The 20,264-nt window shown below is 60.7% G+C and carries 17 protein-coding genes and 1 tRNA gene; 9 read left to right on the top strand and 9 right to left on the bottom strand.

The features are described 5' to 3' along the window. Positions 1-112: 112 nt before the first annotated feature. Positions 113-634 carry a hypothetical protein gene (locus OOF89_RS02705; protein ID WP_266078207.1) on the bottom strand — a complete coding sequence of 174 codons (522 nt, stop codon included), beginning with the start codon at positions 632-634 and terminating at the stop codon, positions 113-115. A gap of 202 nt (positions 635-836) precedes the next feature. Here OOF89_RS02705 and OOF89_RS02710 point away from each other — a divergent pair, with 202 nt between their 5' ends. The 4 genes from OOF89_RS02710 to OOF89_RS02725 all read left to right on the top strand — a co-directional run bounded on the left by OOF89_RS02710 (position 837) and on the right by OOF89_RS02725 (position 4,611). Beyond that, complete coding sequence (locus OOF89_RS02710) at positions 837-1,568, top strand: hypothetical protein (protein WP_266078209.1); 732 nt, start codon at positions 837-839, stop codon at positions 1,566-1,568. A gap of 191 nt (positions 1,569-1,759) precedes the next feature. Beyond that, on the top strand, positions 1,760-2,716 hold the full coding sequence (locus OOF89_RS02715; RefSeq protein ID WP_266078211.1) for a glycosyltransferase: 957 nt from the start codon (positions 1,760-1,762) through the stop codon (positions 2,714-2,716). A gap of 69 nt (positions 2,717-2,785) precedes the next feature. Further along, positions 2,786-3,757: a beta-ribofuranosylaminobenzene 5'-phosphate synthase family protein gene (locus tag OOF89_RS02720; RefSeq protein ID WP_266078213.1), complete on the top strand. Its 972-nt coding sequence runs from the start codon at positions 2,786-2,788 to the stop codon at positions 3,755-3,757. A 17-nt stretch (positions 3,758-3,774) separates the two neighbouring features. Further along, positions 3,775-4,611 carry an RAD55 family ATPase gene (locus tag OOF89_RS02725; protein WP_266078215.1) on the top strand — a complete coding sequence of 279 codons (837 nt, stop codon included), beginning with the start codon at positions 3,775-3,777 and terminating at the stop codon, positions 4,609-4,611. 230 nt (positions 4,612-4,841) lie between these two features. On the opposite strand, the gene OOF89_RS02730 is transcribed toward OOF89_RS02725, so the two are convergent. The 5 genes from OOF89_RS02730 to OOF89_RS02750 form a co-directional block, all read right to left on the bottom strand. Continuing rightward, positions 4,842-4,912: transfer RNA gene (locus tag OOF89_RS02730), tRNA-Pro, on the bottom strand. A 44-nt stretch (positions 4,913-4,956) separates the two neighbouring features. After that, positions 4,957-6,015, bottom strand: coding sequence for a succinylglutamate desuccinylase/aspartoacylase family protein (locus OOF89_RS02735; RefSeq protein ID WP_266078217.1), 1,059 nt, complete (start codon positions 6,013-6,015; stop codon positions 4,957-4,959). Between the two features lie 474 nt (positions 6,016-6,489). Further along, a complete protein-coding gene (locus OOF89_RS02740; RefSeq protein ID WP_266078219.1) occupies positions 6,490-7,362 on the bottom strand; it encodes an RNA-guided pseudouridylation complex pseudouridine synthase subunit Cbf5 in 873 nt (290 codons plus the stop codon). Further along, the gene (cmk, locus tag OOF89_RS02745) at positions 7,362-7,940 is read right to left on the bottom strand and encodes a (d)CMP kinase (protein WP_266078221.1); all 579 of its coding nucleotides are present in this window, start codon (positions 7,938-7,940) and stop codon (positions 7,362-7,364) included. The genes OOF89_RS02740 and cmk overlap by 1 nt, the downstream gene beginning before the upstream one ends. Positions 7,941-7,979: 39 nt before the next feature. Then, entirely contained in the window at positions 7,980-8,885 is a 906-nt protein-coding gene (locus OOF89_RS02750) for a DUF106 domain-containing protein (protein WP_266078223.1), read from the bottom strand. A 257-nt stretch (positions 8,886-9,142) separates the two neighbouring features. Between OOF89_RS02750 and OOF89_RS02755 the strand changes: the two genes are divergently transcribed. Continuing rightward, positions 9,143-9,349 carry a hypothetical protein gene (locus OOF89_RS02755; RefSeq protein WP_266078224.1) on the top strand — a complete coding sequence of 69 codons (207 nt, stop codon included), beginning with the start codon at positions 9,143-9,145 and terminating at the stop codon, positions 9,347-9,349. Here OOF89_RS02755 and OOF89_RS02760 read toward each other — a convergent pair. Continuing rightward, on the bottom strand, positions 9,346-11,646 hold the full coding sequence (locus OOF89_RS02760; protein ID WP_266078226.1) for an amino acid permease: 2,301 nt from the start codon (positions 11,644-11,646) through the stop codon (positions 9,346-9,348). The genes OOF89_RS02755 and OOF89_RS02760 overlap by 4 nt on opposite strands. 131 nt (positions 11,647-11,777) lie before the next feature. Here OOF89_RS02760 and OOF89_RS02765 point away from each other — a divergent pair, with 131 nt between their 5' ends. From OOF89_RS02765 to OOF89_RS02780, 4 genes are all read left to right on the top strand, one after another. Then, positions 11,778-14,198, top strand: coding sequence for an amino acid permease (locus OOF89_RS02765; protein ID WP_266078228.1), 2,421 nt, complete (start codon positions 11,778-11,780; stop codon positions 14,196-14,198). Positions 14,199-14,275: 77 nt separating this feature from the next. Next, on the top strand, positions 14,276-15,616 hold the full coding sequence (gene trkA, locus OOF89_RS02770; protein ID WP_266078230.1) for a Trk system potassium transporter TrkA: 1,341 nt from the start codon (positions 14,276-14,278) through the stop codon (positions 15,614-15,616). After that, positions 15,613-17,202 (top strand): TrkH family potassium uptake protein, encoded by a 1,590-nt coding sequence (locus OOF89_RS02775; protein ID WP_266078232.1) that lies wholly within the window; start codon positions 15,613-15,615, stop codon positions 17,200-17,202. Before trkA ends, OOF89_RS02775 begins: the two co-directional genes overlap by 4 nt. A gap of 41 nt (positions 17,203-17,243) precedes the next feature. Beyond that, on the top strand, positions 17,244-17,474 hold the full coding sequence (locus tag OOF89_RS02780) for an Lrp/AsnC ligand binding domain-containing protein (protein WP_266078234.1): 231 nt from the start codon (positions 17,244-17,246) through the stop codon (positions 17,472-17,474). Positions 17,475-17,488: 14 nt separating this feature from the next. On the opposite strand, the gene OOF89_RS02785 is transcribed toward OOF89_RS02780, so the two are convergent. Further along, a complete protein-coding gene (locus OOF89_RS02785) occupies positions 17,489-19,723 on the bottom strand; it encodes an amino acid permease (protein WP_266078236.1) in 2,235 nt (744 codons plus the stop codon). Further along, on the bottom strand, positions 19,723-20,154 hold the full coding sequence (locus OOF89_RS02790) for a universal stress protein (RefSeq protein WP_266078238.1): 432 nt from the start codon (positions 20,152-20,154) through the stop codon (positions 19,723-19,725). The genes OOF89_RS02785 and OOF89_RS02790 overlap by 1 nt, the downstream gene beginning before the upstream one ends. Positions 20,155-20,264: the final 110 nt, after the last annotated feature.

Below are 20,264 nucleotides of genomic sequence, written 5' to 3' on the forward strand. Positions count from 1 at the left end.
GAACTGGAATCGATTCGATTTGTCTTGGTACATCCACGAGACCGATCCGGTCACCTTCCTGACGCCGCGCTTGGTTAGTTCAGTATCGGACGATTCGAAGGAGAATCGAGTTCTACCAAGAAACGTCGAACGTCCGTTCGTTCGTCGTCTCGTCTTCCTCGACTTCGACGAACGCGCCGTTACTGTTGAACTTCTTGGCAATTCCCTCGACGATACCCTGGTCCATCGACAACGGGTATGGCGTATCACACACCATTCGTCCCCCCGTCTCGCCGGTCTTCTCGAACTCGTAATAGCCGACATCGCCTTTGTGGTGCATTTGATACACGTCATCGAGGCTGTTCAATGCGGCTTCGACGCTGTCGATGGCCGGCGGCCACTCGACGGTTTCCGGAATCTCCTTGCCGATCGTCTTCACCGTTTGTGGGCCGATAGAGTCCACGAGTTCGTCGAGTGCGGCGAGTGCGTTTTCGAGCGAATACCATTCGCCTTGTTGTGGTTCCGGAATACCGTGACTTTCGAGAACATCGATAACACGGGTTCGGTACGCACCCGAGAGTCGAGATACACCCTCGACGATGGAGGAGAGCGAGTCACCCTTTACTTCTGCATCTGCCGTCATTGTCTGCGCCATGAAATATCCGTTCAGATAGCCATATTAAATATCTTACTATTATCAAACTATATAATTATGCGGATAGATGATTCATTTCGATCAACCAACCGATAGCGATCTCTTTCTTCCGAAAATCCCTGTCGAAATTACAGTCATCGGACTATGAGTCTCGTATAGTTCTTCCCATACTCTTATTATATATTATGATTTATACTATCATATGAATATAGAAGACAAACTGACAAAACCCGACTCATCGCCCGAGACGTATGAAATCGAGGATGTGGCGTTCATCGGTCGCACACTCGATGAGTACGTACGTATGTTCGACCTCGACCTCGACGACCTCGCTGACGCCTCGATTCTCGACTGTCCATCGGGGGCCTGCGCTTTCGTCGCCGAAGCGACGAAGCGTGGAATTTCAGCGGTCGGGGCGGACGTGATGTACCGATCGGATTACGACGACCTCGACGAACGCGGCGAGGTCGATATCGAGATGGCGCTTGAGGGTTTCGACGGCGTCGAAGACCTGTTCGAATGGGAGTTCTACGGCAATGTGGACGGCGTCCGAGAACGCTGGACGAACGCATACGAAACGTTCATCGACGATTACCCCGCCGGTCTTGCCTCCGAACGGTACGTTCCCGCCAAACTCCCGAGCCTTCCGTTCGAGGATGACGAGTTCACCCTCACACTCTCGGCGCATTTGCTGTTGCTCTACGCCGACCGACTGAGCCACGAATTCCACGTCGAATCCCTCCGTGAGCTCGCACGGGTAACCGAAAACGAGGTTCGAGTTTACCCGCTTGCGGATTTCGAAGGAACACCGTACGCGCGATTGGACGAAATTCTCGATGCGTTAGAGGAAGACGGCCACGGCGTCGAAATCAAGGCAGTTCCGTTCGAGTTCCAACGCGGTGCCAGCGACATCCTCGTCATCGATTGCGCCTGATTGCAACTGGTACCCGGTTCGTTCGCTGCTGACAAACCGCTCCCAGTACGGACTCCTCCAACCGATTCATTACGTTCGGGGTGCACGTTACCTCTCGTCGTTCGGATTCAGTCGTGTTCTACTGTCTGCTATTTATCCACTACAAACACAAAATCCAAATATACTTGCCGCGGCACCGTAGAGAGTTCCCCATGAGTCGGACCGTCGCCGTCGCACATTATCCGGAGGGTGCTGGTCACGCGACCCGGATGCTCGCCGTGGCACAGGCACTGGAAGGGCCGGAAACCGACGTCGTTCTCGCCGGTGGTGGCCCCGGGTCACGGTTTATCGAGTACAACGGATACGAAGTGTACCGCCCGGCGACAGTCGATTATATCGGCGACTATCAAGGTGGGTCGATTCTCGATGTCGTCACGAGGAGCGTTCCAAACAGTCTCAAACGGGTGTTCGATTTTGCTCGATGGCTTCGTCGGGAAGACCCCGCAGCGCTCGTTACCGACGACATGTTCGCCGCGATGGCGGCCCAGTTCACTGCCACGCCACTGTACGTGCTCACGCACAACGCCGCGTCCTACTACGACGCCGCGATCCAAGAAGCGTTCACGTGGTTGTTGAATCAGTATCAACTCTCGGTCGCCCGTGCGTTCCTCTATCCTGCCGTCTGGCCGCCGGACCAGGGTGACCCGCCAGGCGTCGTTCATATCCCACCGATCGCACTCGAACCCAACGGCGCACAAGCGCCGGACGACGTCGGCGTTCTCGTGGTTCCGAGTACCTACTCCACGAACTTCGGTGAGCTCGCGCGAATGCTCCGGGAAGAGGGCCACACAGTGACGCTCGTCGGCGACGACGACTGGGAATGTGCTGCGTCGCTCCTTCCGTGGATTCGGTCAGCAGACATGGTCGTCTGTTCGGGCTACTCCACGGTCATGGAGGCCGCCGTCGCCGGAACGCCGTGTATCATCTACCCCTTCACCGACGAACAACACGGTGTCTCACGGGTCATCGAACGCAGAGGCCTTCGCGGCTTCCAGGTCGAACACTCGACTCCACACATCCTGCGGGCGGTGCGCCATCCACCGGAAGCACCCAGTCACGAAAACGGTGCGAAGCGGGCCGCGGAGTTCGTGCTCAACCACATGGAGTAGCAAACACGCGATACCACGGTAATTTGCCACTGCCGAAATCGGCTTTTTCCCTTCCACTGACGTGTACGTATGGTACAGGTGACGGTCGGGGCGCGACTCCACTTCGGATTCCAGAACCTCTCGCTCGCCCACGAGCGACTGTACGGCGGGCTTGGAGTCGCGCTCGAATCACCGATCGTCTCAGTCGAGGCAAATCCAGCAAACGAGCTACGATGCGACGATTCCCGCGCACGGGAGTACGCTCGCTGTGCCACGGATATTTTGGGCGTTCCGGGCGTGAATCTGCGAGTGCACGAAACCCTGCCAAGCCACGTCGGACTCGGTAGTGGAACACAGCTCGCGCTCACGGTCCTCGCCGCAGTTGCGCGGGCGTACGACCGCCAGCCGATGATCCACGAGAACGCACCCGAACTCGACCGTGGCGGGAGAAGCGGCGTCGGCGTTTCGACGTTCGAGCGAGGCGGGTTCGTCGTCGATGCGGGCCATCCGACGGAGCGGTTCACGACTGCCCGCCCTCGTCGCGGCGAGTGGTCAGTGCCACCAATCGTGGCCCGTCGACCGATTCCCCCGGAGTGGCGATTCGTCATCGTGCTTCCCGAGTCCGAACCGGGGAGAAGCGGCGACGAGGAGGACGAGAGCATGCGTACCGTCGTCGAGCGGGCGGACCCCACCATCGCGAACGACATTTCCGTAGTGCTCCTTCGGCGAGCGCTTCCGGCAATCGCACGCGACGACCCCGTGGAATTCGGGAATGCAGTGGCCGAAATCGGCCGGTTGAACGGTGCTTGGTACGCCGACGAACAGGGTGGTGTCTATCGTCCGCCGGTCGGTGAACTCGTGACGCTGATGGAAGAATCCCCCGCGATTTTCGGTGCGGGTCAGTCCTCGTGGGGACCTGCCGTATACGGCGTGACGACGCGAAATCGGGCGGACAGAGCGGTCGAAGTCGCACAACTGGCGCTCGATTCGGCGGGGGTCGGCGGCGACGTGCTGGTTGCTCGGCCACGGAACAGCGGCGCGAGCGTAAACGGTAAGCAGTAGGCCCGATTGTCACCCACATGAACAGAATTCCGTTCGGCGTTTCACAGTTCGATTCGCTCGTCGGCGGGGGGTCCCCACCTGGAAGCGTCGTTCTCTTGGCAGGTGATGCCGGGGCGGGTGCGCGCGAGTTCGCGTACACCAGCGCGATGATGAACGCCCTCGGACACGCGAACTCGACCCTTTTCGACCTTCATTACGGAGCAGTCGATTCGCGTGCCACGCTTCCACGAGCGGTCCATTATATTTCATTTACCGCCAGCTCTAGGGAGATTCACGCAGAGGTCACGCATACCATCGACGAGGAACTCGTGTCGCCCGCGTTCGAGGCGGTTCGGTTCGAAGATCTCTCGACCGAATATTTTCAGCTGAGTCCGATTCCCCACGACTGGTACGTCGAACGGCGACGTACCATCGCCGACCTCGGGAGGAGCCACGACCGCCGGGACATCCTCGAAGCCCTCGGTGAGTATCTCACGAAGCACGCATCCGACAACCTCGTCGTCATCGACTCGCTTACCGATCTCGTGTCCCTCCCTGACGAGCAGGTTGACTGGCACGAGATTCCGATGCTGTTGAAGGGAATGAAAAAGGCCTCGCAGTCGTGGAACGGCCTGATTCTCGTGCTTCTCGACCAGGAAAGTCTGACGAGCACGCAGATAGGCGAACTGATGGGTGCGACCGATGGAACCATCAGTTTCGAATGGGAGCGCGGCGGCAACGAACGCGCGCGAACGATGTTCGTTCGTGAGTTCCGGGGCGTCCTCTCTCGAATCGAAGAGGAAGATATCATTCGCTTCGAAATCGAGATTCAAGACGACGGATTGGACATCAGTAACGTTCGTAAGATTCGGTAACCCCGAAACGACGATGGTTCGCTTATTGCCGTTCGAACGAAGCCAAATCGATGGTACGAGATACCGACGTTCGCCCAGTACGGGTCGTTGTTCGTCGTTCGGGAGTGGTGTGCGCCGAAGGAGATGGTCGGTATCCGGGACGCTTCCGCCCACTTCGTTCATGTGCGTTGCGCTATGCGGCACTCGGCATTCGGTTGGATTTTTCCCTTACGTCCGTGTTTCGCAAAAAGTGGGACCGCCGAGAGTCGAACTCGAGTCCTACGGACCCCATCCGCAGAGGATACCACTACCCCACGGTCCCGCGGCATTTCGGAAAAGGCGAGTGCGTGAGTTAAGCCCTTCGCTTCACTCCTGCTCTCTCGGAACGACGAGGTCACCATCGTCACGCACCGCAAGACTGGCTACGGGGTCGTTTTCGTAGGCCGAAACGCCGTGATATCGGCCAACGACGTAGCCGTCGTGGTCGCTCTCTATCGACGTTTTCGTGTCGCCGTGGGGCGTTACGATGTCCGCGATAACGTCACCCTGCTCGAAGGAATCACCCGCCTCGACACGATGGCGGACGATTCCGGCCGTGTCGGTGTGAGGATGGACCGCCCGCTTGACCGGGTAATCGACGGGCGCGTCGAGACCGGTCGGATCCGGACCACCCGGGAGCATGTCGAGTTCGCGCATGACGTTCAGTAGCCCAGTCACGCCGTGTTCGCGGATATCCTCCGCTACAACCTCGAACCCGCCGAGTTCGACGGTGAAGGCCGGGATTCCGGCGTTGTTGAGGGCGGCCCCCGCTGTCGAGCGCTGGAGATTCTGTTCGACGTACTCCTCGGCGGCGTACTCGTTGATGACCGGGAAGTCGTAGGCGTCTACCAGCCGTTCGAGTTCGTCGACGAGTCGATTTGCTTCGTCCTCGGTTCGCTCGCTGCCGTGGAGAACCCGGTCCCGAATCACGAACGGAATCGACCCGACTTGGGCTGTGTGGAGGTCGATAAGCACGTCGGCGGAATCCTCGAACGCGTCGTAAATCCGCCCGTCGATGAGTTCCTGTACGCGCGGTGGGCGTGAGCTATCGGCGTCCGGGTCCGGAAAGTATCTGTTCGGGTCGTCACCGTGATAGGGGGACGTTCGGGACGTCTGCCGCAGACCGGCGGGGTTGAGGTTCGGAAGACAGACGACAGTGCCTCGAATCCGGGATTCGAGGCGCTCTTTCATCACGTCCTGTGCGGTGGCGAGTGCGGTCACTTCGTTGCCGTGAATCGAAGCCGTAATCCAGAGCGTTGGGCCGTCCTCTTCGCCCTCCGCGATGAGTACGGGGAGTCGTTCCGGAGTGCCGGTCGGGAGGTCGGTAACGTCGAACCATCCGGTGGCGAGTTCGCCGGGGGAGGATTCCGCGGTGCCGATTTTCATACCCGGAGGTTCTCGGCCGGAAGTAAAAAATCGCGTGTAGCGGCAGTGAGAGGGAAACGAACCGGTGATGTGCCCAGGTTTTTGACACCCCCGGGAGGAGTTCGACAGCACGGATTGAGGGGACCGTCGACGTCGTCCTTAACTCGACCCCTCCGACGTCGTTTCCACCGTCGATGTATCACACCCGTTCCGTGTCGTGAAAAAGTCCGACCGAATACCGAATCGTACGCGTCGAGGTTTTCCCTCGAAATCGGTGGCCCTCGGTTCTCGGACGTCACCGTCGTGAGCGCACCGATGCTGCGCAAGCCGACGGTCGCCATATTCACGGAAGAAAATCCAGCGAAGGACGTCCGCCGGTCCATAGCATCACTGAGAAGATATATAGATAAACCCCTTTTGTGGAAGCCATGGGGCATTTATTGACAAAATAGTTAGACAAACGATGATTTTTCGACAGTATGGAACCCGGGGTGATCACACCAGCACGCGCTCCAGCGCGACGACTTCGTCCGTCTCCGCGTCGGCATCGCCGACCATCCGTCCGAGACAGACTGCCGTGCCGTTCGGCGTAAAACAGGCGACGAGTTGGTCGCGTTCCGCATCGTCCGCGTCGATTACGCCGGGTGCGTACACCGGTGCGCCGTTTGCGACCTGGACGGCCGCGTTCGGAGCGATGGTTACCGACGGGAGGTGTGTCAGCGCGCGCTCCGCCGGGTGGACGATTTCGCGCAGCCAGTCGTCCTTCCCCGTTTCCCGCCATCGTTCGAGGGCGTCCGAGAGGTCGTGTAGGGTAACGAGGTCGGTGTCGTCGAAGGGGTCGGTTCCGGTTCGGCGGAGATGCCCCATGTGTGCGCCGGTACCAAGCGCGAGTCCGATGTCGTGACTGAGCTTTCGGATGTAGGTACCACTTTCACAGCGAATCCGCAAGAGCGCCTGTCTGTCGCGGACTTCGAGCACGTCCAGTTCGTAAATCTCGCGCACGCGAAGTCGGCGGGAGACGGCGCTCTTTCGCGGTGGTTTCTGATACAGCGGGGCTTCGAACTCTTCGACGATGGCTTCGATGTCGCCCGGCGGTTCGTCGTGCAGTTCGAGCACGGAGACGTACTCCTTCGCCCCTTCGAGAAACACCTGTGAGACACGAGTTGCGACGCCGGTCAGCACCGGCAAACAACCCGTTACCTTGGGGTCGAGGGTCCCGGCGTGGGCCGCCTGCTCCACGTCACAGCGGTCACGAACCCATGCCGCGACCTGATGGGCGGACGGACCGGGCGATTTGTCGAGGTTGATGACGCCGAATTCGAGGAGTTCCTCGGGCGAACGGTCGTCTGGTGGGGCGCGAAGCGTCATTAGAAGTCGTACGAGACGCCGGTAATCGGGTACTTGCCTTCGTCTGCCGACGGGTCGTAATCCTCGACGGCGGTCGTCAGCATGTCGAGCACGTCCTCGGGGTCCCACCGCGCGGTGTTGATACTCAGGTCGTAGATGGTGAGGTCGGTGATGTCGATGTTGTAATACTCATCGTATCGCTGTGCCTCACTGCCCGCACGAGCACGGGTTTCGGTCGCCGCCTGTTCGACGGCTTTCTCCTCTCGGTCGGCGATTCGAGCCGCACGAACGTCGAGCGGAGCGTCCAGCCAGATCCGGAAATCGGCGTGCTCCCCGGCGAGCCATCCCGCGAGGCGGGATTCGAGGACGACATCGTCGCGTTCGACGGCGATTTCGCGGAGTCGTCTGTCCAAATCGCGGTCGATCTCCTCGTCTTCTTCGGCGAGTTTGTTGAACTCCAGCGGCGTGAGGTCGCGCTCCGCGGCGAGTTCGCGAAAGATATCGCCGCCGCTCACGTGTTCGAGTCCGAAAATCTCGGCGAGTCCCTCGGCGGTCGTACTCTTCCCACTCCCCGGTGGACCGGAGACTGTCAGTAGCATATTCCCTCTCGAACGGGAACCAAGAAAGAGGTTTTGAACTTACGTCGGCGTCGTCTGGATGTTCAACGCCTTGCGGATGAGTTGCGTGAACGCCATCGAGCAGAGGAAGTACCAGACGATCCACGCCTGCATCGGGCCGATGACGCCGGTTTGCCACCCTGCTTCGCCTACGAATGGAAGAACGATCTTCGTCGGGAGGACCGACCCCGTCTTGTCGCTGATCCGCCAGTACATCCAGAGGAAGACGGGGATGGTGATGAACATCGTCCAGACCATCGGGCGGAACTGCTCCTTGAACATGCCCGCCTGGTCGCCCATGGCTTCCATCTGCTCCTCGCGGATGCGCTCCATCGCCTGCTCGTCGCCGCGCTCTTTGGCCTCCTTCTGGCGCTTTTGGATGTCCTTCATCCGTTCCTGGTACGCGCCCATCTTCTCCATGTTCATCAGGTTGTCCTGCAAGAGCGTGGAGTAGAGTCCAGTCAGCATGGCGAGGATCATGATGACGACGTAGAACGGAAGCGTCGACTCGACCGGACCCAAGAAGACATCGACCGCACCGCCGACGACGTTCCGAACCGAATTGATGGAGTAGCCCGCGAACAGGCCGATACTGGCCACCGCCGCGAGTTTGTCCCATTTCGACCACGTCGTCCCTTCCACGTCGTCCACGTCGGTGGATGACGTGGACGTGGTACCCCCGCTCGAACCGTCGAGCGCGCTTCCGACCGCGTCGGGGTCGGCGAGTTCGAATCCGCGGTCGCCATCCACGAGGATACCCTTCTCTATCATGCGACCCCACTGGCCGCTCGTGATGTCGTCGCTCACGTCGCTCCACTCGACCTCGTCCGATCCTTCGTCGGTGTGTTCGTACACGACCGAGAGGGCGTCGGCCATCGCCGCGTCCTCGGCGATGAGCGATTCCACTTTCTGCGCTGTCCGTGCCATTAGGTGGGTTTTGGAATCCGCCATTAATCAACCTTCGCCATCGACACGAGGAGCGAAAATCGTGGTTCGATACCGATACGGTGTCGTCGGTGGGGACTGCCGACTCCGATACGACCGTCGCCCCACCGCAGCAGCCGCGGTCCATCCCAACCGATTCCCATCTCCCCTTTCGTTCGTCTTTTGTATCGATTTCCTGACGGCGTTGGCAACAAAATTTTTCGTCGTTCCCACGGTTCCTTCCGATGGAGGACAGACCGATGACGGAAATCTACCAGCGACTGGAAGCGGAGTTGGAGAAGAAAGGCGAAATCATGGTGAAGACGGCTGGTGGCGAGGAACTCGAACTCCACACCCACAACGTCGAGTTCGAGGAAGAACCGTACATCAAAATCGAGGCCGACGACGAAATCCACTGGGTGGACGCGAACCATATCGCCCACTACTGGATTCACGAGGAGATTTAACTCGAACTCGGCTCGGCTTCTTTTGTGCGATCGCGTCCGAACTTACGGAGCGTCCGGTAGAGTGGAAACAGCGCATCTTCCAACCGTCCGGAGACGCCAGTCGGGTGCGAGCAGACGATAACGGGAACACCCGCGAGTTTGGCGTACGAGACGACGCGGTCGGGCGTACTGCCGAAGACCCATCGTTTCAGTAGGCGGGTGCGTGACGCCCCGATAACGAGGACGCCGCCGCGCTCCGCGGTTTCCGCGACGAGTCCTTCCGCAACCGTATCGGACGACGTTTCGTGACTGTGTACCGACGGAACGTCTCCGAGTTCCGAGAGCGTCTCCTCGATGTCCTCCGCAGTGCCACCTTCTCCACCAGGCGTGACGCTGACGACGTGAACGTCGGACCCGCTTCGTCCGAGTTCGTTAACGAGGGAAAGCGCCGTGCTGTGGTGTGGACCACCGCCAGCACCGACGGTGACGGTGTCGAGCGACGACTCGGCCGTGAACCCGTCCACGAACAGCACGTCGCAGGGCGAATCGTACTCGACTTCCTCGGCGATGTCCTCGTGTTCGTCCGGATATCCCATCAGAATCAGGTCGGCGTCGTCCTCGCGGGCAGTGTGGAGGATGTCGAAGGAGACGCTCCGACAGATGTGCCCTTCGACGGTGTACTCCACGTCCACGTCGGCGTCGTCCATGATTTCGAGCAGTCGGTCCGCCCGTGCGTCGGCGACGTCCTCGACGCTCTCGCCCGGGGTCTGTTCGGGGATTTGCGTGACGTTGACGATTTGAACGACGGGGTTCTCGCCGCGGAGGGACCCGACTCGTCCGGCCAAACGCACGTGTTCGGGCGCACGGTGCATTCGCTCGACGGGGACGAGAACGCGATATCTGTCGTCGTCGGATTCCCCGCCGTTCGTCGTCGGCGAACGCGCGGGAACGGTTCGCGAGATCATCTCGTCCACGTTCGGCGCGCCGCCCCAGGCGAGATACGCCACGACGAGGAGCGCCTCGATGGCGATGCCGACCGCAATTCCGCGAGGCGGAAGGTTCGTGATGAGCGCGAGGTTCGCCAACACGCCGAGTATCGGCAACCACGGGACGAACGGCACTTCGAGCGGTCGTTCCATCTCCGGGAACCGACGCCGGGAGAGGATGAGCGCGACGTTGACGACCGCAAGCGGCGCGAGCAGGTTCAGGTTGGCAAATCCGGTCAGTGCTTCGAGACCCAGATGGAGTGGACCGAATCCACCGTCGGCCGGAAACAGCGCGATGAACGTCAGCACGAGCGCGACGATAGTCCCCGTACAGGCGGCGACGCTCCAAAGCGGCGTCCCGTACTCGGGATGGATGCGCGAGAACTTCCGAGGTGCCTGTCCCTGTCGCCCCATCAGTGACCCGATTCCGCTGGCCGCGAGAATCGAGGCGTTCGAGGCGCTAACCATGCTGAAGATGGCTCCAGCAACGATGAGCCATTTTCCGAACGAACCGAGGAAATCCGCCGCGACCTTCCCCATCGCGGTTTCGCCCTGATTGGCGATGATCTGCGGATCCGTCGGCGAGTTCATCATCGCCACGATGACGAAGATGTACAGCACGGTGACGGTCACAATGCTCGCGCCGATCGCTTTCGGCACCGTCTCCTTTGGATCGATGATCTCACCCGCGCTGGCCGCGATGGCCGAGAACCCGAAGAACGTGATGAACGCGACGGCGGCGATGGAGACGATTCCCGTCGGACTCCCCTTCGCGAAGCCACCGACGAAGGTATCGACCGTTTCGGCCGGTGCTTGATAGGCGAGCGCACCACCGATGAACGCGAGCAGGACGGCGACTTTCGCGCCCGTGACGAGTACCTGAAACGTCCCGCTCTCCTCGGTTCCACGGGCGTTCAACACCCCGAGGAGGATTGCGGTGGCGATGGCAACCGTCCCGTGCGGAATCGAGATTCCATGCGGGATGATGAACTGGTGAAACCACTCGCCCATCGTGGCGAGGTAGAACGCGGTCGTCGCGGAATACCCCAAAAACAGGGAGGCGCCGACCGCGAAGAGCAGGCGGTCGTCCTCGAACGTGCGCGACGAAAACAGGTATCCACCGCCGTTTTCGGCGTAGATGGAGGCGAACTCGGAATACGAGGCCGCCGTCACCCCCGCGATGGCCGCCGCGATGACGAACGAGATGATAGCGTTACTGCCGATCGCCGCGACAGCAGTTCCGGAAAGCGAGAAAATACCCGCGGCAATCATCGTCCCCAGTCCTATCGCGAAGGCGACACGGAATCCCAACGTACGGGTATGTTCTACCATATCCGGAAGCGTACCGTATCGGGTTAAAGAAACGTTGGGGCTGAATGTGCAAGCAACGGTGCGACCGACAAATTTCCAATAGCTATCGCGGGCCACCAAACCTTTCGTACACCCATCCTTTAGCTCGGATGATGACTGACAGTTCTACCGAAACTACGACCGACTCTGCGGATATTCAGACCGAACTCGACCGCGACATCGGTCTCGTCGGCGCGGTTGCGCTCGGCGTCGGGACGATGATCGCGGCGGGCATCTTCGTCCTCTCCGGGTTGGCGGTGAGCAACGTCGGCGCGGCCGCCATCGTCTCGTTTCTCGCGGCCGCGCTGGTGGCGAGTTTCACCGCGTTCGCCTACGCGGAGTTCGCGGCCATCTATCCCGAAAGCGGTGGCGGCTACATGTACGTTGCCAACGTGTTCGATACCGATCTGACCTACATCGTCGGGTGGTCGATGATCCTCGGCTATCCCGCGAGCGCCGCCTTCTATCTCGCTAGCTTCTCCGACTGGTTCTACCGGTTCATCTACCCGGCGCTGTCGATTCCACAGGCGATACCCTACTGGATTGCGGGACTCGTCGTCCTCGCCCTGCTCGTCGGGGTGAACCTCAAAGGGACCGAGGAGACGGGTCTCTTCCAAATCGTCGTCACCGGGCTGAAGGTCGCCCTCATTATCCTCTTCCTCTACGGTGGCCTCCAAGGGTTCGATGCCTCCGTCGTCACATCGTCCATGACGGATAACCTGAACGACCTGCGCCAACTCGGCCTGACGACCGCACTGGTGTTCATCACCTTCTTCGGCTTCGAAGCTATCGCAACCAACGCCGAGGAAATCGAGAAGCCGAGCGAGAACATCCCCCGTGCCATCTTCATCAGCATGGGCTTCGTTACGGTCATCTACGCGCTGGTTGTGGTCGTCATCGTGCTGGCCGTCAACAACGGGGAGTTCCTCGAATTCCTCGCTCAACAGGCCGGACTCTCCGGATCGGAGGCTGCGAAGAACTTCGTCGCACAGAACGGCGAGATCTCGATGGGACGGGCGGCTCAGTACTATCTCGGTGATTTCGGTTTCTACGTCATCATCGTCGGCGCGCTGTTCTCGATGCTGTCGGCCGCGAACGCGACGATTCTCGCGGGGTCACGGGTCAAGCTCGCGATGGCCCGCCGAAACCACCTGCCGGAGCAGTTCGAGGACCTCCACCCCTCGCTGAACACGCCATACAAATCCGTCCTGCTGACGGGGGGACTCATCACCTTCTACATGGTCGTGTTCACGGTGTTGCTCGGGACGCCACCGGGTGCGGAAGAGGGAGCGACGATGGGGGTCAACAGCCTGCTGTCGTCGCTCGGAGTTGGACTGCACGTTCCGCACGTCTTCCACCTCGGCCTCCATGCTGTCACCCACTTTGCGGACTTCATGCTGCTCGGCGGCCTCATCTTCGTCAATCTCGCCCTCATCCAGTCCCGCCGAAAACGGCCGAACATCGACCGAGGATTTACCGTGCCCTTCGTCCCGTGGGTTCCGATTATCGCGGTCATCGCGAACCTCGTCCTGCTGGTCAACGTCGAACCGAAAGCGTTCGTCGTCGGTCTCCTCGCGCAAGTCATCGGCATCGGGTTCTGGTTCGCGTGGAAAGCCACCGACCCGGAGGAAACGCAGTTCGAACGCGCGACGCCGACGGTCGTCACCGAACGCGAACCGTCCGACGGCCGGGAGTACCAACTCGCAGTGCCCATCGCCAACCCCGAGCACGTAGAGCAGATGATGGAAACGGCGATCGATATCGCCGAAGACAGGAACGGCGAACTGCTGGTGCTTTCGGCCGCGCTCGTTCCCGAACAGACGCCTATCTCGGAAAGCTACCGTTCCGTCGATGAGGAACGAGAGGTCCTCCGCAAAGCGATGTCCTCCGCCGAGGATTCGGACGTGCCGGTGAACGGCATCGTCCGAATCGGCCACCGCGCCTCCGACGCCATCCTACATACGGTCGAACAGCACGACAGCGATGCGGTGCTTATCGGATGGCGCGGTCGGGGGTCACACCGTAGGGAAGTCGTGCTCGGAAGCACCGTCGATAGGGTCGTCGAGGAAGCCCCCTGCGACGTGTTCGTGGAGAAAATCGGCCCGCAAACCGCGGATACCGATTCCGTTTTGGTCCCGACGGCGGGCGGTCCCCACGCCGAGCTGGCGAGCAAGGCTGCCCGCGCTATCGCGCGTGCCGAGGATGCGACGGTCGAAGTCGCACACGTTGTCCCCCCAACCGCCTCGGACGCGGAGCGCGAATCGGCCCGCGAAACGCTGTCAGAGACCGCAGTGGTGTTGGACGGCGTTTCGGTTACGCAGTCGGTACTCGAAGGGGAGGACGTCGCGGCGACGATCGTCGAACGAACCGACGACCACGACCTCACCGTCATCGGCGCGACGCGTGAGAGCGAACTTCAACAACTCGTTTTCGGCGCGCTGCCCGAAACCGTCGGGCAACGCGCCAAATCGACCGTCATCATGACGAAACGGAACCTCGGGATCACCTCGCGGTTCGCCCGGTGGCTCCAGTAACCGCCGCTGTTCGAAAAGAGAAATATCCTTACCCTACCGGTGGAAAGACCCGACAAGAATGACACGGAGGGTAATGCATGCGCGTCATCATCGTCGGCGCTGGTGAGGTCGGTTCGTCCATCGCCGAGAGTCTCGCCGATAACCACGAAGTGGTCGTCGTCGACCAGGACGGGGAGCGCGTGGACTCGCTCACCTACTCGCTCGACGTGCTCGCAATCGAGGGTGATGGGACCTCGCTCGACACGTTACGGGACGCCGGTATCGAACAGGCCGACATGATAATCGCCAGCACCGACGACGACGAGACCAACCTCGTCATCTGCGGGACGGCGAAAACGATAGACGACCCGTTCACCATCGCGCGGGTGAAGAAGGTGGACTACCTCGACACGTGGGATCACGCCGAGCAGGGCGCGTTCGGCGTGGATTTTATGGTCTGTACGAACCTGCTCACCGCGATGGATATCGTCCGTGTTATCGGCCTTCCCGCCGCGCGCGACGTGGATCCCTTCGCCGGCGGCGAGGTGCAGATGGCTGAGTTCGAAGTCCGCGCGGAGAGTCCGGTCGCGGACCAGACCGTTCGTCAGGCGGACCGATTCGACTCGCTCACGTTCGCCGCGATCATCCGTAACGGCGACGTCGCGATCCCCCGCGGTGAGACGGTGATCCAAGCCGACGACAAAGTCGTCGTCATCGGCAGTCCGGAGAGCGTCCAACAGTTCGCGCTCGAAGTCGCACCCGACGAAACGCCGAGTGCGGACAAGGAGTTGGTCATCATCGGTGGGAGCGAAATCGGGTTCCATACCGCCAGGTTGCTCGAAAATCGGGATTTGCGACCGAGACTCATCGAGCAGAATCAGGAGCGTGCTCGGGAACTGGCCGAAGATCTACCGAAAACCGTTGTGATGGCCAGCGACGCGACCGATGCCGAGTTTCTCGCCCGTGAACACGTGGACGAAGCGGACGTGGTCGTCGCGGCCTTGGAGAACGACGAAAAGAACCTCCTCGTCTCGGTGCTCGCGAAACAACTCGGTGCGGAGCGGGCAATCGCGATCGTCGAGGACGCCGAGTACGTCTCACTGTTCGAGGCGGTCGGTATCGACGTAGCGGTCAACCCGCGCGAAGTTACCGCAGAAGAGATCACTCGCTTTACCCGCGAGGAACGTGCCGAAAACATCGCGCTCATCGAGAACGACCGTGCGGAGGTGCTCGAGATCGAAATCGACGCCGACAGCGTCCTCACGGACCGACCCATCCGCGAAGCCGTTTCCGACCTTCCGAACGGTGTCGTCATCGGCGCGATTACCCGTGAGGGGGCGTTCGTCGTCCCGCGTGGTGATACGATCGTAAAAGAAGGCGACCACGTCGTGATGTTCGTCGATACCGACGTGCTGAACGAAGTGAGTGCCGCGATATGAAGTTCCGTGTCGATTGGCGAGCCAGCGTCAGTCTCGTCGGGTCGGTGGTCAAATGGCTTTCAGTCCCACTACTGTTTCCGCTCCTCATCGCTGTTTACTACGGCGAGCTCAACGGACTTCGAACGTTCGTCACGACGATCGCCATCGCACTGGTAGTTGGATGGTCACTCGAGCGAATCGACCCTGACCCCGACCTCGGTGCACGCGAAGGGTTCCTCATGGTTGCGCTGACGTGGTTCGTCGTCTCTATCGTCGGCGGGCTACCGTACGTTATCGCCGGGAATCAGATCTCTTTCCTGGGTCAGTTCCCCTTCATTCATATCGTTTCGGGTCCCTCGACGCTGGCCGACCCGATCAACGCGCTATTCGAAAGCATGAGTGGTTTCACGACCACCGGTGCGACGGTGATGGGGGATATCTCGTTCGAAACGCACTCCCGTGCCCTGTTGATGTGGCGGCAGTTGACCCAGTGGCTCGGCGGAATGGGTATCGTCGTTCTCGCCGTCGCGATCCTCCCGGAACTGTCGGTCGGCGGCGCGCAGTTGATGGACGCGGAAGCGCCCGGACCAGGGATTCAGAAACTCACACCGCGAATCGCTGAAACTGCCCGTGCACTCTGGAAGGCATATCTCGGCATCACGGCGCTCGAAATCGTCCTGCTCTATGGTCTCTACCTCGCCGGACTCGCGCCCGGGATGACGCTCTACAACGCCGTCGGTCACGGGTTTACGACGATGGCGACCGGCGGCTTCTCGCCCGAGGCGAGAAGCGTGGAAGCGTTCTCGATGTGGGCACAGTGGGTCATCGTCCCGTTCATGATCGCGGCGGGAACGAACTTCGCGCTGTTCTGGCACGTACTGAACGGCGAACCGCGAAAGCTCATCCGCGACGCGGAGTTTCGGTTCTACATCGGCGTTCTAGCCGTTCTTTCCGCAGTTTTGACCATACTTATCTACACCCACCAGGGGCTGGTGTTCGTTCCCGGCGGGCCACCTGTCGCGGGCAACATCGAATCGTCGATTCGACACGCCACCTTCCAACTCGTCTCCATCGTCACGACGACGGGATATGCGAGCATGGACTTCAACACGTGGAACAGTTCGGCTCAATACCTGCTGCTTGCGGCGATGCTGATCGGCGGAAGCGCCGGTTCGACCGGCGGTGCTATCAAAATCGTTCGGTGGATGGTTATCCTGAAATCGTTCCGCCGGGAGTTGTTCACGACCGTCCACCCGGAAGCGATTCGACCCCTCCGCCTGGGCGGACGGGCACTGGACGAGCGTGCGGTTCGCGGCATCTACGCGTTCAGCCTTCTCTACCTCGTCATCTTCCTCGTCAGCACGCTCCTGCTCTTCCTCGACGCGGAGCGAGCGGGCGGACCGAACCTGAACTCGCTGGAAGCGCTTTCGGCTATCGCCGCGACGCTCGGCAACGTCGGTCCGGGGTTCCAACTGCTCGGCCCGATGAACAACTATCTCCCCTTCTCCGACGCCTCGAAGCTGCTCATGATCATGCTGATGTGGATCGGCCGACTCGAAATCCTCCCCGTGCTGGTGTTGCTGACGCCCGCCTACTGGCGGTCGTGAGGAATGGACTCTTTTTCCTTTTGCCACCCCTACTAGGGTCGATGATTCGCGCATACACGGCCATCATTACGGGCTCCGGAATGTCGTCGGACGTCGTCGAGGCGATTCGCGAACTCCAGACCGTAACGGAAGCGCACATCGTCGCGGGAGATTTCGACATCATCGCGGAAATCGAAGCCGACGATCAGTACGAGATTCAAAAAACGGTGACGTCGGGAATCGGTTCGATTCCCGGTGTCGGACGAACCCGAACGTACGTCCTATTGGATTGAACGCCCGTTCGAAGCTATCCGAACAGGCGCTCCCGAATCGACCGAGTGCGTGCTTTCTCGGCGAGGAGGACCGAACAGTCCACGTCGTTCACCACGTCGAGCGCGAGCGACCCGCGGACGAGACGCGACAGTAGCCCCTCCTCGGTTGCGCCGATAATGAGCATCGTGCACGCTTCGGCCGTTCGCTCGATCGCCGATTCGACGTCGCCGTTCTCGACGACGAGGTTCGCATCGTCTAGATCGTGGTCCGTGGCCCACTCGGAGAGGAACCGTTCACCGTCCTCCGTCGAATCGTCGGTAACGTAGAGAAGTGACACCTCGGAGTCGTATTCGGAACGGAGCATCCGAGCGATCGCGGCGCTGAGGTCGGAGTCCGGTCCACCCGCAGTTGGCACGAGCACTCTGCTGGGGTCGAAGCCACGGTCACGGTAGACGACTACATCGCACGGGAGGTCGTTCGTGAGTTCGTCGATCGCGCTCTCCGCACGTCCGGGCGATCCATGGCTGTCCTCGCCCCAGCCCATGACGACGAGGTCCGCACCGTGGGTTCGGGCGGCGTCGAAGATTTCCTCGAACGAGCGGTGGGAGAGAATGGTATGTGTTTCGACCGGAACGCCGAACGTTTCGGCGTCTTCGCGGGCTTGGTCGAGCAGCTCCCTGGATTCCGCGTCGAGCGTTTCGACGTGCTCCGCGCCGCTGGCGAGTGGCGTCTGGTCGGGCACCTGTACGATGTGGGTGGCGACGACGGTTCCGCCGCGCTGACTCGCCACCGCACTGGCCAGCGAAATCAGGTCCTTTTCGTGTTCCGGGTTCGCCAGCGGTACCATAACGCGGTAATCGCCGCCGTCCGGTTTCACGGATGTCGCCGCCGAAACGGCCGGCTCCGGCATCTCGTCGGACCGACTGAGGACGTACTTACTCAGAACGCCCTGTTTGTCGGTCTTGTCGCTAGCATAGAGGAAATACCAGAGCATCCCGACCGGAATCGATGCGAGTGCGAGGACGATAATGTTCCTCGGGTTGAACGCGATGAGGGCGAACGACAGTATTGCACCCAAAATCGGCGTTATCGGATAGAGTGGCACTCGGAAGGACGGTTCGTACTCATCGACCTCCGCTTCTCGCATCACGATGAGCGCGATGTTGAGCAGGCCGTACACGATGAGGTGGAGGATACTCCCGATGTTCGCGAGCAGCGTAACGTCACCGATGAGGATGAGTCCGAGGATGATACCGCCCGTCACCGCGATGGATCGATACGGCGTACCGAACTGTTCATGGATCTCGTTCAGCCACGGGGTGACGAGTTTGTCACGGCCCATTGCGAAGTTGATTCTGGAGGACGCCAGAATCGAGGCGTTCGCGCTGGACGCCGTCGCCAACAGGCCACCGAACGTGATGAGGCCACCGCCGAGAACGGCGAGGCCGATCGTTCCGAACGCGACTTCGGCAACGTCGATAACCGGCGTTTCCGTCACCGCAGGAACGAGTTCCGTCCAGTTGATGACGCTCATCAACACGACCATCACGACGGCGTAGATCGCCGTCACGATAACGACGCTTCCCACGACTGCGAGCGGGAGGTTGCGTCCCGGGTTTTTGATCTCTTCGCCGACGGTCGTAATCTGGACGAAGCCGAGATAGGAGACGAAGATGAGCGCAGTCGCGGGCATGATCTGCCCGGTTCCCCTCGGTGCGAACGGTCGGAGGGTCGAAAGATTACCCTGCGTGAACCCGAGTATAGAGAACACGGTGAGGATACCCACAAGCGTGATGACGATGATGTTTTGAAGTCGTCCCGTTTCCTTCGCGCCGACGTAGTTGACGACGACGAACAGGGTCCCAGCGACCAGCGCGCCGACTTGGTCGGGCGTGAGAATCCACAGCGACGGCACTGCGACCAGCGTCTTCACGTACCCACCGAAGCCGAGCATGTAGAACGCCGAGGCGAACGCGAGACCGATCCAGTTGCCGAGTCCCGCGATGGAGCCGAACAGCGGGCCGAGCGCGTGATTGATGTAATAGTACGCACCGCCCGCTTTCGGCATCGCCGTTCCGAGTTCGCTGGCAGAAAGTGCGGTAAACAGGGAGATGATGCCGCCGATGACGAACGACAGGGCGACGGCAGGCCCGGCCATCTCCGCGGCCTGCCCCGGAAGGACGAAGATTCCTGCGCCGATCATCGTCCCGATTCCGATGGTCAGGGCAGCGAGCGGGCCCAAGTCCTTGGCGAGTTCCTCGTCCGACATCAGTCCTCCTCCGCGTCGGGTAGCACGACGACCGGTCGATTCGTGTCCGAAATGAGGGACAGCATTACGTCCCCGGTGAGCAGTTTCACCCAGCGACTGCCCCCACGAGGCGTAAACGCGATCGCCGTCGCATCGACCTCGTCAGCGATGTCGAAGATGGTTTCCGCCACGTCGGTTCCGAACGCGAGTTTCGTCTCACACGAGATGCCTGCATCGCTACAGCGCTTCCTGACGATGTCGAAGATGTCGTCCGCTCGTTCCTCGCGCTGTTCGACCGATGCCTTGTCGGGGACGCCACCACCTTTCTCGATGACGTGAAGGGCGATGACCCGACCGCCCGCCGACTCGATTCGTTCGAGCGCGGCGTCACAGGTTGCTTCGGCGTCTTTTTCACTGGCGACCGGGATGACGACGCGGTCGAACAGGCTCATGTGACGTACCACCCGGTGTCGATTACCTGGCGCGTATGCCGTCGGATCGCATCCATCCAGTGTTCTATGTCAGACGTATCTCTAATGGCGTGTCTGTGCGTCATGTGACG

Origin of the sequence: Haladaptatus caseinilyticus (assembly GCF_026248685.1) — an archaeon.
Taxonomy (GTDB): domain Archaea; phylum Halobacteriota; class Halobacteria; order Halobacteriales; family Haladaptataceae; genus Haladaptatus; species Haladaptatus caseinilyticus.

Bases quoted from the DNA above. Each gene is read 5' to 3' on its own strand.
- OOF89_RS02705 (WP_266078207.1), bottom strand. From the start codon at position 634: ATGGCGCAGACAATGACGGCAGATGCAGAAGTAAAGGGTGACTCGCTC.
- OOF89_RS02710 (WP_266078209.1), top strand. From the start codon at position 837: ATGAATATAGAAGACAAACTGACAAAACCCGACTCATCGCCCGAGACG.
- OOF89_RS02715 (WP_266078211.1), top strand. From the start codon at position 1,760: ATGAGTCGGACCGTCGCCGTCGCACATTATCCGGAGGGTGCTGGTCAC.
- OOF89_RS02720 (WP_266078213.1), top strand. From the start codon at position 2,786: ATGGTACAGGTGACGGTCGGGGCGCGACTCCACTTCGGATTCCAGAAC.
- OOF89_RS02725 (WP_266078215.1), top strand. From the start codon at position 3,775: ATGAACAGAATTCCGTTCGGCGTTTCACAGTTCGATTCGCTCGTCGGC.
- OOF89_RS02735 (WP_266078217.1), bottom strand. From the start codon at position 6,015: ATGAAAATCGGCACCGCGGAATCCTCCCCCGGCGAACTCGCCACCGGA.
- OOF89_RS02740 (WP_266078219.1), bottom strand. From the start codon at position 7,362: ATGACGCTTCGCGCCCCACCAGACGACCGTTCGCCCGAGGAACTCCTC.
- cmk (WP_266078221.1), bottom strand. From the start codon at position 7,940: ATGCTACTGACAGTCTCCGGTCCACCGGGGAGTGGGAAGAGTACGACC.
- OOF89_RS02750 (WP_266078223.1), bottom strand. From the start codon at position 8,885: ATGGCACGGACAGCGCAGAAAGTGGAATCGCTCATCGCCGAGGACGCG.
- OOF89_RS02755 (WP_266078224.1), top strand. From the start codon at position 9,143: ATGACGGAAATCTACCAGCGACTGGAAGCGGAGTTGGAGAAGAAAGGC.
- OOF89_RS02760 (WP_266078226.1), bottom strand. From the start codon at position 11,646: ATGGTAGAACATACCCGTACGTTGGGATTCCGTGTCGCCTTCGCGATA.
- OOF89_RS02765 (WP_266078228.1), top strand. From the start codon at position 11,778: ATGACTGACAGTTCTACCGAAACTACGACCGACTCTGCGGATATTCAG.
- trkA (WP_266078230.1), top strand. From the start codon at position 14,276: ATGCGCGTCATCATCGTCGGCGCTGGTGAGGTCGGTTCGTCCATCGCC.
- OOF89_RS02775 (WP_266078232.1), top strand. From the start codon at position 15,613: ATGAAGTTCCGTGTCGATTGGCGAGCCAGCGTCAGTCTCGTCGGGTCG.
- OOF89_RS02780 (WP_266078234.1), top strand. From the start codon at position 17,244: ATGATTCGCGCATACACGGCCATCATTACGGGCTCCGGAATGTCGTCG.
- OOF89_RS02785 (WP_266078236.1), bottom strand. From the start codon at position 19,723: ATGTCGGACGAGGAACTCGCCAAGGACTTGGGCCCGCTCGCTGCCCTG.
- OOF89_RS02790 (WP_266078238.1), bottom strand. From the start codon at position 20,154: ATGAGCCTGTTCGACCGCGTCGTCATCCCGGTCGCCAGTGAAAAAGAC.